At 48.5% G+C, this 16,616-nt stretch carries 14 protein-coding genes; 13 read left to right on the top strand and 1 reads right to left on the bottom strand.

Translation table 11 applies throughout. From position 1 onward, the window contains the following. Positions 1 to 32: 32 nt before the first annotated feature. Entirely contained in the window at positions 33 to 1,874 is a 1,842-nt protein-coding gene (locus OCV29_RS08635) for a DUF3413 domain-containing protein (RefSeq protein WP_073604031.1), read from the bottom strand. 367 nt (positions 1,875 to 2,241) lie between these two features. On the opposite strand from OCV29_RS08635, the gene OCV29_RS08630 reads away from it, so the two are divergent. From OCV29_RS08630 to OCV29_RS08570, 13 genes are all read left to right on the top strand, one after another. Beyond that, the gene (locus OCV29_RS08630) at positions 2,242 to 3,663 is read left to right on the top strand and encodes a glycoside-pentoside-hexuronide (GPH):cation symporter (protein WP_073604030.1); all 1,422 of its coding nucleotides are present in this window, start codon (positions 2,242 to 2,244) and stop codon (positions 3,661 to 3,663) included. Positions 3,664 to 3,791: 128 nt separating this feature from the next. After that, entirely contained in the window at positions 3,792 to 4,910 is a 1,119-nt protein-coding gene (locus OCV29_RS08625; RefSeq protein ID WP_073604029.1) for an AraC family transcriptional regulator, read from the top strand. 108 nt (positions 4,911 to 5,018) lie between these two features. After that, positions 5,019 to 7,394 carry a glycoside hydrolase family 3 N-terminal domain-containing protein gene (locus tag OCV29_RS08620; protein ID WP_073604028.1) on the top strand — a complete coding sequence of 792 codons (2,376 nt, stop codon included), beginning with the start codon at positions 5,019 to 5,021 and terminating at the stop codon, positions 7,392 to 7,394. 298 nt (positions 7,395 to 7,692) lie between these two features. Further along, positions 7,693 to 8,241 (top strand): RNA polymerase sigma factor, encoded by a 549-nt coding sequence (locus tag OCV29_RS08615; RefSeq protein WP_073604089.1) that lies wholly within the window; start codon positions 7,693 to 7,695, stop codon positions 8,239 to 8,241. Positions 8,242 to 8,406: 165 nt separating this feature from the next. Next, a complete protein-coding gene (locus OCV29_RS08610; protein WP_073604027.1) occupies positions 8,407 to 8,928 on the top strand; it encodes a UpxY family transcription antiterminator in 522 nt (173 codons plus the stop codon). After that, complete coding sequence (locus tag OCV29_RS08605) at positions 8,925 to 9,359, top strand: glycoside hydrolase family protein (RefSeq protein ID WP_073604026.1); 435 nt, start codon at positions 8,925 to 8,927, stop codon at positions 9,357 to 9,359. Before OCV29_RS08610 ends, OCV29_RS08605 begins: the two co-directional genes overlap by 4 nt. Continuing rightward, positions 9,352 to 10,503: a hypothetical protein gene (locus tag OCV29_RS08600; RefSeq protein WP_073604025.1), complete on the top strand. Its 1,152-nt coding sequence runs from the start codon at positions 9,352 to 9,354 to the stop codon at positions 10,501 to 10,503. Before OCV29_RS08605 ends, OCV29_RS08600 begins: the two co-directional genes overlap by 8 nt. Positions 10,504 to 10,677: 174 nt before the next feature. Continuing rightward, the gene (locus OCV29_RS08595; protein WP_073604024.1) at positions 10,678 to 11,595 is read left to right on the top strand and encodes an ATP-binding protein; all 918 of its coding nucleotides are present in this window, start codon (positions 10,678 to 10,680) and stop codon (positions 11,593 to 11,595) included. A 25-nt stretch (positions 11,596 to 11,620) separates the two neighbouring features. Then, positions 11,621 to 12,232: a DUF4255 domain-containing protein gene (locus OCV29_RS08590; RefSeq protein WP_073604023.1), complete on the top strand. Its 612-nt coding sequence runs from the start codon at positions 11,621 to 11,623 to the stop codon at positions 12,230 to 12,232. A 105-nt stretch (positions 12,233 to 12,337) separates the two neighbouring features. Further along, positions 12,338 to 13,036, top strand: coding sequence for a hypothetical protein (locus OCV29_RS08585; protein WP_139281592.1), 699 nt, complete (start codon positions 12,338 to 12,340; stop codon positions 13,034 to 13,036). A 72-nt stretch (positions 13,037 to 13,108) separates the two neighbouring features. After that, positions 13,109 to 13,435: a hypothetical protein gene (locus OCV29_RS08580; RefSeq protein ID WP_073604021.1), complete on the top strand. Its 327-nt coding sequence runs from the start codon at positions 13,109 to 13,111 to the stop codon at positions 13,433 to 13,435. A 36-nt stretch (positions 13,436 to 13,471) separates the two neighbouring features. After that, positions 13,472 to 15,994: a DUF5050 domain-containing protein gene (locus OCV29_RS08575; RefSeq protein ID WP_073604020.1), complete on the top strand. Its 2,523-nt coding sequence runs from the start codon at positions 13,472 to 13,474 to the stop codon at positions 15,992 to 15,994. A 191-nt stretch (positions 15,995 to 16,185) separates the two neighbouring features. After that, positions 16,186 to 16,560, top strand: a complete 375-nt coding sequence (locus OCV29_RS08570) for an eCIS core domain-containing protein (protein WP_073604019.1) — start codon at positions 16,186 to 16,188, stop codon at positions 16,558 to 16,560. The last annotated feature ends 56 nt before the right edge of the window (positions 16,561 to 16,616 follow it).

Genomic DNA, 16,616 nt, shown 5'->3' with positions numbered 1-16,616 from the left:
AGACAAAAAACTCAGTTACTTACCAGTAATCACTATCGATAATAACGGCTGATTTGTTCAAGCGCCTGCTGCACATGTTGGTAATTGATGTTCTGATCTTTTAAAGGACGGTTGGTTTTATCCATTAATGAATAATCCCCGCTGCCTAAAACTTCCAGAATCGTATCTTTTGTGATAATTGCATAGCCGCTGTATTTAGCAGAAATTATCCAGTCTCTTTTTATTTCCTCTCCGAGTAAATCGACACCGGTGGAATAATCAGAGACAGGATTCGTCACACCCAGATAATGTTTCATTAATGTCGGCACCATATCCGCATGGCTGGTCACCGTATTGGGATCCCATGATGTTTTGCTTTGATCAAATCCGGGACCAAATACAACAAAGGGAACTTTCACCTGAGCATCGGTAAAGTTACCATTGTGTCCCCAGAAATTCAGCTTGTTATCATTCATTTCCTCACCATGATCACTGGTCAGAATCACCAGGGTATTATCCAGTTCACCAGAGGCCTGCAATTCAGCAAAAACCTTTTTCACTAAACTATCCACAAAATTAACGCTGTTTTTATACAAATTGAAATATAAATCCGGATCGGTATCGTTATTGAGCTCAAGGTGATTTACCTTTGACCACATCGGGGTAAATTTATGTGGATAGGTCGGCGGAAAATCAAACCCATGAACCGCATCGTAGAATAAAAATGAAAATGTTGGCCGGGTCTTATCTCTGTTCTTATACCAATTGATCCAGTCTTTGGTCATTTTCTGGTCTCTGCGGTAATTTCTGCCGCCAATTGTCCCAATCCGGACATTTGGAATACTGGCAAAGACCGTTTTATCAAATTCAGGATGATTTAAGCGCGCCGAAGTAAAAATGCCCATATTATAATTCAGTGCCTGTAAGCGCTGAATCAGCAGGGAAGGCTGAGTATTCGCCAGAAAAGATTGCCAGTAAGTACTCGGAATGCCGTTAAACAAACCAAAAATACCCGCCCGTGTCGCATTACCGGTTGATAAGTGATTGTTGAAGCGAGCCGCATGATGTTGATGCGCAATCTGCCACATATTTGGTGTCACTTCCTGAGAAAATGCATCAGCCCGCCATGTATCTATCGCCAGTAACATGATATTGACCGGTTTTTTCACGTCACTGGTTTCAAGTGGATTGAGCGGGTAATTCAGGCTGGTTTTCGTCTGCATCCGCATCGCCTTTTTCCGGTCAATCGCTTCTCTGTCAACCCAACCCATTTTCCTCATTAATGAGTTCGCGGTGGCCGGATAAAACAGCGGCAGATACCGGGTGAGTGTGGTGACAGGACGATACACATTCGCAGAGGCCCAGATATGAATCAGATTAGTTGACAGCAAGCAGCAAAAAACAATCAGCGCAAATTTCCGGCCCAGCTTAAAGCTAAGTAATGCCGGACGCGTATCCAGCCAGCGAATCAGCCATAATTCCGCTGCAAACAACACTGAGACACCACCAATCACTGTCGCCCAGACAACCCAGGGAAACGTAACGATTTGCCCTGACAAGACCAGATTTAACACAACAAAATTGATATGGAAACGATACAAAGAAAAAACGCTGGTATCGATAAACAGCGCGCTGATTCCTAACGTCGCCACCGTTGCCTGCATCATGGTTTTAGACCAGCCAGGCAAAAACAGAAACAGGATCGATAAGGCACCGAAAATAGCAGCGAGTAATGTCATCTGGCCGATCACAGAAACAACCAGATACACATTGCCGAGAAAATCAACCGGCCACTCAGGCAAAAAAGAAAGATAGCGTAATGAAACAGCAATTAATATCAGTGAATTAAAGAGGATATACCAACCATGAGAGTGGAGTTTCTGTCTGAATATCATATTTTTACTCAATGGGTCACAACGGAGGCAGAAATATACCCAAACAACCTGAAGATGCATGATTGAGGGTGTTTGGGTATCAAAACAATCGTAAATAATACAGCGTTCGCAACAAATTAAGCAAGGTACTTATTTACACAAGGATGACAGTGTAATTAAAAAAGCACGTCTTTGTGTGATACATATCGCACAATATACCCAAGTCACCTGATGATGCATGTTCAGCAGGAATTGATTTACCGACATTATATATTTCGTAATTCGTATTTCATATTTTGTAATAGCGGAGCAGTAATCAGATATTTCTTCTCTGATTCGTCATAGTGTTCAGGTCCAATCACGTGAAGACTCCTCCGGAGGATAAGCAATGAATACAATCAAGCTATCTGTAAAAGAAAAAATAGCGTATGGCGCAGGAGATACCGGCTGCAACTTTGTCTGGCAGACGGTCATGTTGTTTCTGGCTTACTTCTACACCGACATCTACGGTTTGTCCCCGGCACATATGGGGACGATGTTTCTTCTGGTCCGTTGTATTGATGCCATCACCGACCCGTTAATGGGGGCCATCGTCGACCGGACGCACTCAAAACATGGCCGCTACCGGCCTTATTTACTCTGGATGGCAATTCCGTTTGGTCTGGCCTGTATGGTGACATTCTATACACCCGATGCAGGCAGCACTGCAAAAATCATTTATGCCTATGTGTCCTATATTTTCCTGACACTGATGTATACCGCAATTAACGTGCCTTACTGTGCCATGGCCAATACCCTGACCAATGACTCGCGGGAAAGAACCTCGCTGCAGTCTTATCGCTTTGCACTCAGCACCGCAGGCGGGCTTGTCGTTGCGATGGTGGCACTACCGCTGGTCGATGTGATCGGGCAGGGAAACGAGCAAAAAGGATACATGGGAGCAATGGCTGTGATGGGTATCGGCGCAATTGTTCTGTTCTTCTTCAGCTTTGCCTGTACCAAAGAACGCTGTCTGGACACTGAATCACAAAACCAGTCGGTATGGCAGGACTTAAAACTGTTGCTGAAAAATGACCAGTGGCGGGTGCTGTTTATTCTGAATGTCGTTCTGCTCACCGGCGTTGTCCTCAAGGGTGCTTCAACCATGTATTATGTGAAGAGTGTCATGGGCCGGCCCGAACTGGCTACTGCACTCATGGTGACGGGAATGGTCGCCAACATCATTGGTGCGATTCTTTCTGACCCAGTGCTGGGACGCTTCAATAAACCACAGATCTACCGCATTCTGATTGTCATTTCAGGCTTGCTGTCGTGTGCCCTGTTTTTTGTCGATCCTCACCATATTGAGATGGTTTTCCTGCTGGTTGCACTGTTAGGCTTCGTGCAAATGGCAACCACCCCGATTCTGTGGAGTATGATGTCTGATATTGTTGATTACGAAAAATACCGCAGTAACCGGGCTCTGAGTGGCATGGTTTTTTCAACCAATTTATTTGCCATTAAACTGGGTATTGCCATTGGTGGGGCAGCTGTTGGCTGGATTCTGGCCGCCGCTGGCTATACCGGTGGCGCCACTCAGCAGACAGATTCAGCAATGAACGCAATTAACCTGCTTTTTACAGTGATTCCGGGGATTATTTTTATATCTCTGGCTATTATTATGATGTTCTATCATTTGGATAATGACAAAGTACAGCAGATCAGACATTGTCTGAGCCGGCATGAAACAGAAAATCCGGCAGAACCAGAAAGAGAAAGAGAAAGAGAAAGAGAAAGTATCGCACAGCCACACCATGCGAAACTCAGTTAGGCTCCCCGCGACTAAGCTCCCCGCGATACTGAGCAAATACCGCAGGCATACCCCATGACTTAATGGGGTATTTTTATGCGAAAATAATATGAAACGGGATAAATAATAACAAAAGAGCAAATAAAAAAATGAAACGGCTTTTATTACTTCTTGATAGCATGATGTACTTTGACCGCCAAGTGTTACAGGGAATCAAGGCAAAACTGGATGAAACCAAACTGAAGGTCAGTTTACATCTTGAATCAGGCACGGCACTCCGGGAATTAGCCGGAGAATCATGGGATTATATTATTGCTGACTATGATAAGCGGCAATTTCGCCGGATCGTCCGGACATGTGAAGCAAAAACACTGGTCTATTCGAATCATTACCGGCACGATTTTTCCGGGGAGATGTCATCCGTTGTGGTCGACAATACCTCACTGGCAAATGCTGCGCTCAGGCGGTTCATTGAAGGCGGATTAACCTGCGTGAGCTTTTTCGCCAATGAGCAGGATGCCATGCAACCCTGGGGACAGGAGAGAAAAGCCGCTTTTGAACGGTTAATCTCAGGCACAGACCTGGATTATGCAGAGGACATTTTTGAAGCAATCCGGCACAGGCAGTTTCCGGTCGGGGTTTATTGTTCTTCAGACCGCGCAGCACGAAAACTTGCCCAGTACTGTGCTCATCACTGTATCGATGTTCCCGGTGAAGTGTCCATTATTGGCACGGACAGTGATGATACTGAACGGCTTATCTCCCCGTTACCCCTCAGCTCTGTCGATCTGAACCCCTATGAACTGGGCCGGTTTTGTGTAGACACCCTGATAAAAATGATCCGCTTTAAAAGGCGTCTGCGCCTGACATACAGCCCGACTCATTTTTTTGAAGCGGCAACCACAATGCATGACGGAAATACCGATGAACTGGTGAGTAAGGCCGAGCTTTTCATGCAAAATAACTTTCATTCCAACATTAAAATCAAGCAGGTACTCGATCACTGCCGGATCTCAAGAAAAACACTGGACTCCAGATTTCTGGATATTCATGGCATGACCGCTCATCAGTATCTGACCAAAATCCGGCTCAAGCGTGCAAAGTTGCTGCTGCAAGAAACCAAAGACACGTTAGACAGTGTCGCGCGTCAGTGTGGTTATCCCGGACAGTCTTATCTGACGCAGGTTTTCAGTAAAGAAGTCGGGATTTCACCCAGTAAGTTCCGGCAGCAATCATCATCACAAACATCATCGTCACAAACATTATGAATCTGGTAAATCACGGTCGTTATTTGGTAATCACAAACCGCGGGTCAGAACTCAGACCCGCTTTCTGACATAGTGGTTTCAAGCGATTATCGATGATGTGGTGAAACTATGGAAAAATACAAAAACCCCGATGTATCAATCCCGGAACGGGTTGCAGACCTGCTATCCCGGATGACGCCTGAAGAGAAAATAGCCCAGATGGGTGCGCAGTGGCTGATTCTGAAAGACAATGGCGATCATGAAGATCGCGAACTGGAAATCGGTGAAAACGACGCACAGAAATCTGTCAGGCAACGTCTGAGTCAGGGGATCGGGCAAATCACCCGGCCACTGGGAACCCATTCCGTCTCAGCGGCGGAAGGGGTTGCCGCATTAAACCAGCTGCAAAAATTTCTGATCGAAGAAACCCGGCTGGGGATTCCCGCGATACCCCATGAGGAATGTCTGGTCGGACTGATGGCAGAAGGCGCAACCTTATTTCCTTCATCGCTCAATTACGGTCATACCTGGAACCCTGCACTGATTCAGGCAACGGGCCGGGCTATTTCTGAACAGGTCAGAAAAGCAGGAGCCCGGCAAGGGCTGGCACCGGTGCTGGATGTTTCCCGCGATGTCCGCTGGGGAAGAACCGAAGAAACCATGGGCGAAGACCCGTATCTGGTCGGCGTACTGGCAACAAACTATGTTCAGGGACTTCAGGGAAGTGATCGTTCGGTCTGTGCCACGCTCAAGCATTATGTCGGCCATTCTTTCAGTGAAGGTGCCCGCAACCACGCACCGGTTCACCTTGGATTTAAAGAGCTCAATGATACCTTTATGCTACCGTTTGAAATGGCCGTCAAACTGGGCAAAGCCGCATCTGTCATGCCCGCTTACCATGATATCGATGGAGAGCCCTGCCATGCGTCACATTTTCTGCTGACAGACATTCTCCGGCAACAATGGGGCTTCGACGGTTTGATTGTCGCGGATTACGGCGGCGTTGAGCTGCTTCATTCCCATCATGCGATTGCCGGAAACAAAGCCGAAGCGGCTGCGCTTGCATTCAATGCCGGGCTGGATGTGGAACTACCGGACAGTGCCTGTGCAGCGCATATCATGCAGGCACTGGAAGCCGGTCTGATCAAACCAGAAAAAATTGATGAAATTGTCTCCCGTATCCTGAGCTGGAAATTTCAGCTTGGCTTATTTGAGCAGCCTTACTGCGAGCCCGTAGCCGCAGGCAATCTGCAAACACCCCAGGCACGCACACTGGCTTATCAGGTTGCCAGCGAATCGGTTGTACTTTTAAAAAATGATCATTTACTGCCTTTATCAACCGGGATCAAACTGGCAGTGCTTGGTGCAACTGCTGACGATCCACTGGCTCTGCTCGGTGGATACAGCTTTCCGGTACATTTGATTCTCAGCAAAACCGGTGATCAGACAGGTCAACCAGTGCAGACCCTGAAACAAGCGCTTGAAGCCCGTTTTGACCACGTCAAATACGAAAAAGGGTGTGATATCCTGACAGAACGACACGCCAATGCACCGGTATTTCCCGGCGATGTCGATCTGGCTGTTGCCCAAACAATGACCTCACCGATATCGCAGGATCAGTCCGGCATTATCAAAACAAAAGCGGTCATTGATGATTGTGATGTGGCTGTGGTTTGTGTCGGTGATCTGGCCGGATTATTTCAGACCGGGACCGTCGGAGAAGGCTCAGATACAGACAGCCTGCAACTCCCCGGCGTTCAGCAGGCGCTCATCGACTTTGCACTCGACAGCGGCAAACCTGTTGTTGTGCTGGTCACCGGCGGCAGACCGTATCAGCTGGGCAGGGCAGAAGAAGAGGCGGCCGCGATTCTGTACGGCTGGGCGCCCGGTCAGGAAGGTGCAGAAGCCATTGCGGATATCCTGTGTGGCAAGATCAATCCTGGCGGCAGACTCACCCTTTCTTTCCCCAAAAATGTCGGCGCAGTGCCGTACTACTACAATCACAAACTAAAAAGCGGCGGCACACCGATCGCCTATCATTTCGGAGCCCGCTATCCGTTTGGTTTCGGCCTGAGCTACACCCGGTTTGATTACAGTGACTTTGACATCAAACAACACAGCGTGCCGCAGACCGGTGACATTGAAGTCTCAGTGACCCTGACGAACACCGGGGAATATGACGGAGATGAAGTGGTACAGCTGTATGTCAGAGATAAAGTCGCTTCGCTGGTCCGGCCGGTCCGCGAGCTGAAAGGGTTTGCCAAAGTCAGATTGTCCGCCGGGGAGAGTCAGCGGGTTCATTTCACACTGCCCGTGGATATGCTCAATTTCACCAATCATCAATATCAGCGAATTGTCGAACCGGGAGAGTTTGATCTGATGATTGGCCGGTCATCGACGGACATCGTTTTCCATGACAGTGTCACAATCACGGGTGAAACCCGCATCCTGCCGCGAAACTGGCGCATGGTTTGTCAAACCCGGACGGACAAATTACCCGGTTGAGTTCAGGGTCTGCGGACCCTGCACATGAAATTTTCTTTTTTCGGTTTCCTTCGTTCATTATTCCATTTATATGGATCAGGCAGAGTTTCTTTTCTGCCTGATATTTTTACATTTCCATAACAGTCATTCGTTCAAATAACAACCAAAATATGCAACAAGATTAATTTCTATCGATTAAATACTGTTTATTTCATGATATATATGAGATCTGTGTCAAAAAATGGCAAGTCTTTATATGCATGAATTCACATTATTTTATGGCTCACGTCTTTTCCCTCAACAACAAGGAGAAAAGACAGTGTTATTACTTATTCATAAAAAAAAGGAAAAGACCTCCGATTCATTCTGGCCACTGTGGTCAGAGTATCAATCCCGGCTGCGTCATTGCTGCCTGCGCTGGCTCAATGGTAATTATGCTCAGGTTGAAGATGCACTTTCACAGGCAAGGGAAAAATCTTACCGTTATTTCACCGAAACCAAAGAACCCATTCGCAATCCTTACTCATGGTTGTGTAAGCTCACGTATACCATTTGTATTGATATCCGGCGCGATCAAAAAAAACAATTACAGCTGTGTGATATCGCAACCGCATGTCCAAACCAGTTTTTCTTTTCATCCACCGCCACAGAATCACTGGAAGAGGGGATTCAACGCGACAAACTACTGGAACAACTCGATCAAGCCATTCACTGTCTCTCACCAGAGCTGCAAAAAGTTATCCATCACCGTTTTATCGAGGAAATGGATTATCCCGAAATCGCAGAACAAATGCAGATCTCACAAGCGAATGTCAGAAAAAGAGTTCAGCTCGCCAGAGCCCGGCTCCGTCATCTGGTTCCATGCTGACCGATTCAATTTTTTTACCCGTTTTTTTCAGGCACTTTTCACAAACATCAGCGCAGACCGTCTTAATACACAACGCAAAGTAGTCACGCGAACAGAAGAATAACCAGCCATCAATGGGACTGACCCGGCGGAGCCTGCCTGACATTCTGAGAAAGAGAGATTCAGATGGATGACGACAAGACGAAACGGCACTGGTATGCCATTTATACCCGTTCTCATGCTGAGAAGAAATTGTCACAACGGCTCAACGAAAGAGGCTTTGACACTTTTCTTCCCCTGAGTGCATCAACACGGAACTGGAGCGATCGCACTAAAATTATTCATGAACCTTTATTTAAATCTTACCTGTTTGTCTGCAGCGACATCCATGGATTACATCTTGTAAAAACACTGCCTGGCTTTGCTTATTTTCTGCGCTTTGGCGGTTATCCCGTCACCATTCCACAACAGCAGATCAACCGGATACGTACCGTGCTCAAAGCCTGTGAATCAACCACATCAATCGCCAGTCATTATGTAAAAGGTGACAAGGTCACGGTCATTAAAGGGCCGCTCAAAGAGATGAGCGGCATTCTGACTGAAATAAAAGGGAAGCAACAAGTTGCGATTGAAGTCAGCCAGCTGAACCAATCGATGCTGGTTTCACTGCCTCCCACCTGGATTATCAAAACTGAGGAACTGAGATGAAGCTCACCGAACAAGCGATTCAATATCACCGGGAACTCCTGATCCGTCACGAAGGCCTTCGCTTACAGCCATATCGCTGTACTGCCGGCAAACTCACCATTGGCGTTGGCCGGAACTTAGATGACGCCGGAATTTCCGAAGCAGAAGCCATGCTGTTACTGGAGCATGACTTACAGTCTGTGTATCAACAGGTGAATGACGCATTGCCATGGTGTCAGGCATTACCGGAATGTCAGCAGATTGTGCTGATGAACATGGCGTTTAACCTCGGCATGGGGGGACTGCTGAAGTTTAAACGGATGTTAGCTGCGCTGGAAGCCGGAGACACGGCGCAGGCCGCCACTGAAATGCGCGATTCACGCTGGGCTGCTCAGGTCGGAAAACGGGCTGAAGACCTGATTCAGCTGTTACAGGGCAATACCGATGTCTGACCCAAAAACATGCTCAGTCTCCGCAGCCCCGGACAGTGACGAGCGCTCATGGCATACACTGGCATGGTCTGAACCGGAATGGTCAGAACTGAAACAGTCGGAACAACAGCTTGCCGCAGCACTGTATCAGCTTGGTCTGGTGCTGTCGGAACAAAGCGATGCTGCTCAAATCACCGCCGCGCAGACCTATCAGCTCAACGCACTGGAAGGTTTATTACAGACACCCCACTGGAAATTGCTGATCCGGCACTTCTCACTGAAAGATGCGGAAGCTGCGTTACTGGCCGTGGTCTTTCTGTTTCAGCTGGAACCGGATCTCTTGGCGGTTTATTCGGGATTAAGCTGGTACGAGCAAGGTCCGGGAATCAGCGCTGAACGGGCATTATCGCTGATTCCGGCAACGCAGGGCGATGATTTTCCCTCAAACCGGGTCAATCTGGTCCTGCCGGACTGTCCGCTGATACAACATGGCCTGCTGATTGGGCAGGATCCGGAGAATCCACTGCATCAACCGCTGAATGTCGCCGGGGCGTTACTTGCCCTGATGAACCGGGCCTATTCCCAATCAACGGCATATGAGACCTCTCAGGCCTGGCTCAGCCGGGCAGCGTGTCTGTCCGGCCCGGCTGCAAGCGTGGTGTATCAGCACCAATTCAGCATGCCGTCAGCGGGCATCAATGTGATCCATGCTGAAGCGCAGGACTACCGCGAAAAAAGCGCGTTTATTCAGGCCTTGCTCCAGTCATCGGCTTCACAAGATGATGAAACCGTGTTGTGGCGGCTGCATGGGGTGCAGGAATATCATCAGGCGACTCCCATGATTCGTCAGGCACTGCTGGCTGCCCGGCTCAGTACTCTGGCCGCCACACAAGCGCTTTACTGGCCGACACTGGCTGAAGACTGTGACACCTCTGAAGCCTTGAGAGTGTTGGCCGGATGGCTGATCGCATCACCACAGATCCTGCTGTTTTGCGATCAGAGCGCAGCCCCGCATACAAGCGGACAACCATCAGGCTTATCTTTAGGCACTGAGGCGACCACATCGTCCTGGTTTGTACACACCATCCGATGTTATCCGGTGCAACGTTTTTACCTGCAAACAACCACACAACAACGGGCGAAAGGCTGGCAGGCTTTGATTTAGAAAGCGGCAGAAGAGGCGGCCACCGGAAACCGCGTTATCGGGACAGGCACTCATGAAGATGACGGTGAAGATGACGGGACAGACGACATTATCTTTATCGGGACAGACACTCACATCTTAAGTGACAGCGATGCACAGCTGCTGGCAGAACGATATCCGCTGAGTACCACGCAAATGACAACGGTGCTTGATTCCCTGATACAGCAGGACAGCCCGCTGACCACGCACGCGATTCAGCAAGCCTGCCTGCAACGCATGCACGGAGCAACACAAGGGCTGGCAACCTTTACGCTGCCTCGGTTTACCTTCAGCGATATGGTCTTGACCGCGGATGCTCTGGCTCAGGCCGAAGAATTGCTGGCAAGGATACGTTTTCATTCTCAGCTGGCGGCTCAGGTGCCAGGGAGGCTCTCCGGTACTCAGGCGCTGTTCTGGGGGCCGCCGGGCACGGGTAAATCGATGGCAGCAGAGGCCATCGCCGGTGAGCTGTGTCTGCCGCTGTATAAGGTTAATCTGGCAAATGTTGCCAGCAAATGGATTGGAGAAACCGAAAAGCACCTCGCCAATCTGTTTGATCAGGCGGAAAAACAGAAAGCCGTGCTGTTGTTTGATGAAGCCGACGCCATTTTTGCCCGGCGCAGCGAAGTGGAATCCAGCCATGATAAAAACGCTAATATGGGCGTCAGTTATCTGCTGCAAAGGATGGAAACATATCAGGGCGTGCTGCTGCTCAGTACTAACTTCAAAGCCAATATTGATGATGCATTTCTGCGCCGGTTCACCGCCGTGATTGAATTTCCGCTTCCGGATAAACTGCACCGGAAGAAGTTGTGGCAACACGTCTGGCAAGGTGAGCTGCAACCGGCTGACCAGATCGAGATGGACTATCTGATCGAGCACTTCGACCTGTCACCGTCACAAATTCATAATATCGCGGAACGGGCCTGTCTGTTTGCACTGATGGAGCGCACGCCACAAATCACTCAGGCCCAGCTGGGCAAATCACTACAGCGTGAACTGGATAAACAGAGCGCCGGGTTTATTGCAGCCCACCATCTGGCGGCGTGGACCGAACGCAACGTCACCTCCTGATCACGACATTTCACAAGGAATCGCTATGGATGCACTCATCCTGCAAAAAATACAGAAAGATCTGCGGGCGCTTCTCGAACAGCATGTCCTCAAACTCGACAAAGCCGGGGGCGTGAATATCAGTTTTCTGGCGCCGGACAAAGACTTTATCGCGGCACTGGGCTCTACACCAACGGTCAATTGCTATCTGATTGGTCTGGCAGAAGATACGAAACGCCGCCAGAGTGAACCCCGGCGCACCCGGCTGAACGAGAGTAAAACTTCACGGACTGCCGAATACGAACCCCGGTTTGTTGATATCAGCTACATGATCACCGTCTGGTGCCGGGACAAAACCAGCAGCGCAGAGATTGAACATCTGTTGCTCGGTTATTTGATCACCGGGCTCGGCGGATCTGACTTCTTTCCCGGACCGATGCTCACAGCCCCCCACACAGACGCCTCGCTGTACGGTGTTCGCATGCAACTGTTCGGCAGTGAATATGCAGACAAAGTCAGCGGTCAGGTCTGGCAGGCGATGGGAGCAACCCCCAAACCCTGCCTGATGCTGTCACTCTCGGTGCCGGTAGCGGTGAAAAATACAGCCGTTTTACCGGTGGCGAAAATGCTGGATCGGGCATCGGAGCAGTCAGGTTAATGCTTTTCGTCAGGTGAATGTTCTTTCGTTAGATTAATGCTCTTTCATCAGGGAAATACCCACCTGAACCAGTTTTTGATCACCGCAGAATTTAAGGAACTCAGAATGAGTCTGAATATTAAAGTAAAAACCGCCGTGTACGGCGGCGGGGAAACCCCTTGCCAGGCGCGGGATATTTCCCGGCAGCTGCAAAAGAAATTCGACAGCGGCCAGACCTGTATCACCTTCAATAATGCCAGTTTCAGTGACGCCAGCCCGAATCACGGCAAAGGTTTTGCTGTCACGGCAGAAATCAATGATCGTGAATATCTGTATGCCGGCAGTGAAGGCGATACGATTGATTTTTCCGCCTTGCCGGTAAACGGGCAGGATACGGCAAATTTAAGTGTATCGGCCCTGACGCCGGTTTACGATTCGGCGACCACGCAGTTGTTCAGTGAGTGCCGCTGTGAAATTACCAATCTGGCGGCAGAAACTTTTCCCGGCGACAGCCATCCGAGTGCCTGGGTGTGGATCGACCTGTATCTGGCCGCAGAGACAGAGGCGCTTCAGGCAGACAGCGCTTTTACCCGGATCGGCGAAATTCCACTCAGTATCAGCCCGGCCCTGAGTTACCAGCAAAGTATGCCGGTCACATTCTCCGGCTCAGATTGTTACGACATTGCCCGCTATCTGCTGGATAACCGGCATCTGGTCTCTGCGGGAGATTATTATCTGTATGCACAGGTGCGTAATCCGGATCAGGTGATCGACACAGCCGTCGGCTGCTTTTCGGCGCAGACGTTCCGGTATCTTCTCTCTTAATTCAGTGTCAACAGGTCACATCATGTGCTGCATTACGCTTTGACTCACCAACCGGCGAGCAGGAGGGCGCGTATGACCCATAAAAAACCAACGGATCAGGCACATCAGCAAAGTTCAGGACTGGATATCCATAAGCGTTCGATGGACGCCGTTCCCAGATGGGCGCTGGCTATTTGTGCCGTTCTGTTGGTACTCAGCTTTGCCATCCGCCAGATAGGGCTGGATATCACAACACCACTGAACAAAATCATGGCGGCTTATGCCGCCCGGATAGAAAACCGTTCTCTTGCTGAGCACAAAAAGCTCAGCCGGGAAACACATCATCTTGAAGACAAAATCAACCGGCTGGAAATCCGGGTGACACGGCTGGAGCATCAACACCCGGTCATGGTGAAGTAATTTTGTTGGAATCACCCCATCAATCAGGAACCTTGTATGGACAACCAAGATCTCAAACAACGCATCAAATCTAACTTTCAGACCGGTAAAATACCGACACAATCCCAATTTTACGAATTGATCGATGAAGCTCTCAATCCCGATGCTGCCAGACTGACCGAAGGGACGCTGGATAATGCCCGCTTGCCGTCTCAAATTGATTTAACTCAAGGCGGGAAAGTTACCAGCACCCAAGTAAAAGCAGAAACCTTGATAGGTAACGGTAGCCAAATCACAGATTTAAACAACGACCACTTACCGTCTCAAATTGATTTAACTCAAGGTGGAAAAGTTACCGGCACCCAAGTAAAAGCAGAAACCTTGATAGGTAACGGTAGCCAGATCACCGATCTAAACAATGCCCATTTACCCGCTGAGATCGATTTAACTCAAGGCGGAGCGGTTACGGGTACTCAAGTAAAAGCCGATACTCTGGTGGGTGATACTTTTACAGGGACAGATGCGACATTCAGTGACCAGCTGGAAGCAAAAAACCTGAAAGGGGATGGCAGCGGGTTAACGGCTCTGAATGCGGATGAGATTGCGACCGGTACGGTGGATAATAAACGGTTAGTGAAAGCGAACAAAACTCAGCCGGGAATCGCCCGTTTTGCTACGCAGGCAGAAGCCACTCAGGGAAAAGATGCCAATCTGGCGGTGACACCAAAGCAAATGCAGGATGCGATTTCTTCGACAAAAAGCAATTTAGAGAAAGAAATCGGGCTGCTTCAGGCTGGCGTGAAATTCAAACAAGGTGTTGCGACTGTCATGACTGATTCTTTCAATTTAGCAGCTGGTCATGATTTTCCTGTGATTGACAGTTATCAAATCAAAACCGGTGACCGGGTTTTATTTACGAATCAATCAGATAATAAGCAAAACCGGGTTTATGTTGCTTCGGAAGGTAACTTGTGGACGTTAGCCACTGATTTTGATTCAAATCCGGATGAAGAGCTCTTTATCGGTTTATCTGTGGAAGTGATGGAGGGCAGTGATTTACTACATAGTATCTGGACAGTCACTAATCTGGAAAATCCGGCGGATCCGGAACTGACATGGCAAAAGCGGAACGATATCAATAATTATCAGGCTGGAGATGGGATCAGGTTAAATGGGTTAGAAATTAGCGCTGATAGCACTTGGTTTAAATCTCTTGTTTCTACGATGGAATTAAACGCCAGTAATATAGTGAAAGGTATGGTTGCATCCGATTATCTGCCTTTTGCGACAGATACGGATGTTTCTCAAGGAACAACAGATAAAATCGTTTCCCCAAAACAATTATCAACGCAGCTCACTGAAATCCAAACACAGGCAGATGCGAAATTTGCTACGCAAGACGATGTCAATTCTCAAATAACCCAACATCAAGGTCAATTGAAACGACTCGATACAGCAGTTTGGGAAACCCCAAATATCGGTGTTGAATATTATTCACCTGATCAGCATAGCGGAATTTTTGGCGATATTATCAGACTCTATATTGATCCCACCCTTGGTACCGAGGACACGATTATTTCTATGCCGGGAGGTGAGTTGATCGATGCAAGATTGATGGTCGCCGAAAATGATGTTCAATCCGTCCTGAGCAGTGAACAAACCCGGGTTAAGCTGCTAAATACCGGTGAACTTAAACTCCAGTTAGCAAGTGGTTATACTCTGAGAGGCGGGTGGGTAGACTATGCCCAAACTAAGCTAACCATTTATTATTTCAATCGCCCTTGGTTAGCAGTTTTACAACCAGGTGAGAGTGGAGCCTCTAACTTGGTAGAAGTGGGCAATAAAAGTATCCATGGGATAGAGGTCGACTCCGTAGGGAATAAGATCTATTGGAAGCAATATGATGAATCTTCTAAAGAAGGGTTTATTAAGCGGGCAAACCTTGATGGTTCAAACCCAGAGACTGTTCTTGAGGTGGGGCTTACTCAGGGGCTAGCGATTGACCCTATCGCAAAGAAAATATACTGGTGTGATTGGGGCTTTTGGTTTACCAAGGAAGGCAAAGGCATACTTTATAGTGCTAACCTGGACGGTTCAGGTAAAACTGCTATTTACTCGAATGAAGCGCATCTTGGGAACACTCGACACCTTAGCCTCGACCTAAAAAATCGCAAGATTTATTGGGTAGACATGGGAGATCGGAACCATGTATATCGTGCCAACCTCGATGGGACTGACTTTGAAGATATCAGCACCATCACAGGCCACTCCCCAGGTGGGATCGCTGTAGATTCAGAGAACAACAAAATTTACTGGACTAGCTATTATGGCGACTCGGGAACTGTCAATGATGGGAGTGTTTTACGTGCGAACCTAGATGGCTCTGGAGTTGAGACTTTGATAGACAGCCCGAATGCAAATAAACCAAGCCACATAGAGTTGGATTTACCGGCTAATCATCTGTATTACGTTGATAGCAACGGGGGGAAACTCAAACGAGCCAATTTAGATGGTTCGGAAATCACAGAAATGCCGTACTACAGTGGGGACTATTTCAGTCTGTTAAGATTCAAAGTTTGAACGAGCCCGGAACATCAGCAATTTGAACACTACCTATTTGAAGCGGGAAATGATCAGTTTGGCTTGAGTTTATGTAGTTTCTCAAAGAACAACTGGCGCAATCAGCGATAGCGCTGAAAAACTATTATATGTTCACTTTGTTTGTCTGACTTAAGTAAACATCTAGTTTGTATTTTTAACAGGAAATCACTATGTACCAAGAAGAACAGGAACCGGCCCCGATGCCGGTCCAGCGCAAAAATAATACCGGGCTGCCGGATCATATCAAAGCCGGGGTGGAACACCTTTCCGGCATGAGCATGGATCATGTGCGGGTGTCATACAATTCTCCCCGTCCGGCACAGCTTAACGCTCATGCTTATGCTCAGGGCAATAGAATCCTCATGGCTCCGGGGCAGGCACACCATGTTGCCCATGAAGCCTGGCATGTGGTGCAACAGGCGCAGGGGCGGGTTGCACCAACCACACAATTTGCCGGGCAGGCGATAAATGACAGTCCGGCACTGGAGCGGGAAGCGGATGTGATGGGGGCTAAGGCTGCCTCTGTGGGGCGGGGGCTGGTTTAGCTCACGAGTATCTCATTTATCTTGTAGACAAGGTGCAATGTTCAGCAGCCTATCAA

Source organism: Vibrio aerogenes (assembly GCF_024346755.1).
Lineage (GTDB): Bacteria > Pseudomonadota > Gammaproteobacteria > Enterobacterales > Vibrionaceae > Vibrio > Vibrio aerogenes.
This window is presented reverse-complemented; position numbering and strand designations above follow the sequence as displayed.

Coding starts and splice junctions, on each gene's coding strand:
- OCV29_RS08570 (WP_073604019.1), top strand. CDS start 16,186: ATGTACCAAGAAGAACAGGAACCGGCCCCGATGCCGGTCCAGCGCAAA.
- OCV29_RS08590 (WP_073604023.1), top strand. CDS start 11,621: ATGGATGCACTCATCCTGCAAAAAATACAGAAAGATCTGCGGGCGCTT.
- OCV29_RS08605 (WP_073604026.1), top strand. CDS start 8,925: ATGAAGCTCACCGAACAAGCGATTCAATATCACCGGGAACTCCTGATC.
- OCV29_RS08610 (WP_073604027.1), top strand. CDS start 8,407: ATGGATGACGACAAGACGAAACGGCACTGGTATGCCATTTATACCCGT.
- OCV29_RS08585 (WP_139281592.1), top strand. CDS start 12,338: ATGAGTCTGAATATTAAAGTAAAAACCGCCGTGTACGGCGGCGGGGAA.
- OCV29_RS08595 (WP_073604024.1), top strand. CDS start 10,678: ATGACAACGGTGCTTGATTCCCTGATACAGCAGGACAGCCCGCTGACC.
- OCV29_RS08635 (WP_073604031.1), bottom strand. CDS start 1,874: ATGATATTCAGACAGAAACTCCACTCTCATGGTTGGTATATCCTCTTT.
- OCV29_RS08625 (WP_073604029.1), top strand. CDS start 3,792: ATGAAACGGCTTTTATTACTTCTTGATAGCATGATGTACTTTGACCGC.
- OCV29_RS08620 (WP_073604028.1), top strand. CDS start 5,019: ATGGAAAAATACAAAAACCCCGATGTATCAATCCCGGAACGGGTTGCA.
- OCV29_RS08575 (WP_073604020.1), top strand. CDS start 13,472: ATGGACAACCAAGATCTCAAACAACGCATCAAATCTAACTTTCAGACC.
- OCV29_RS08600 (WP_073604025.1), top strand. CDS start 9,352: ATGTCTGACCCAAAAACATGCTCAGTCTCCGCAGCCCCGGACAGTGAC.
- OCV29_RS08630 (WP_073604030.1), top strand. CDS start 2,242: ATGAATACAATCAAGCTATCTGTAAAAGAAAAAATAGCGTATGGCGCA.
- OCV29_RS08580 (WP_073604021.1), top strand. CDS start 13,109: ATGACCCATAAAAAACCAACGGATCAGGCACATCAGCAAAGTTCAGGA.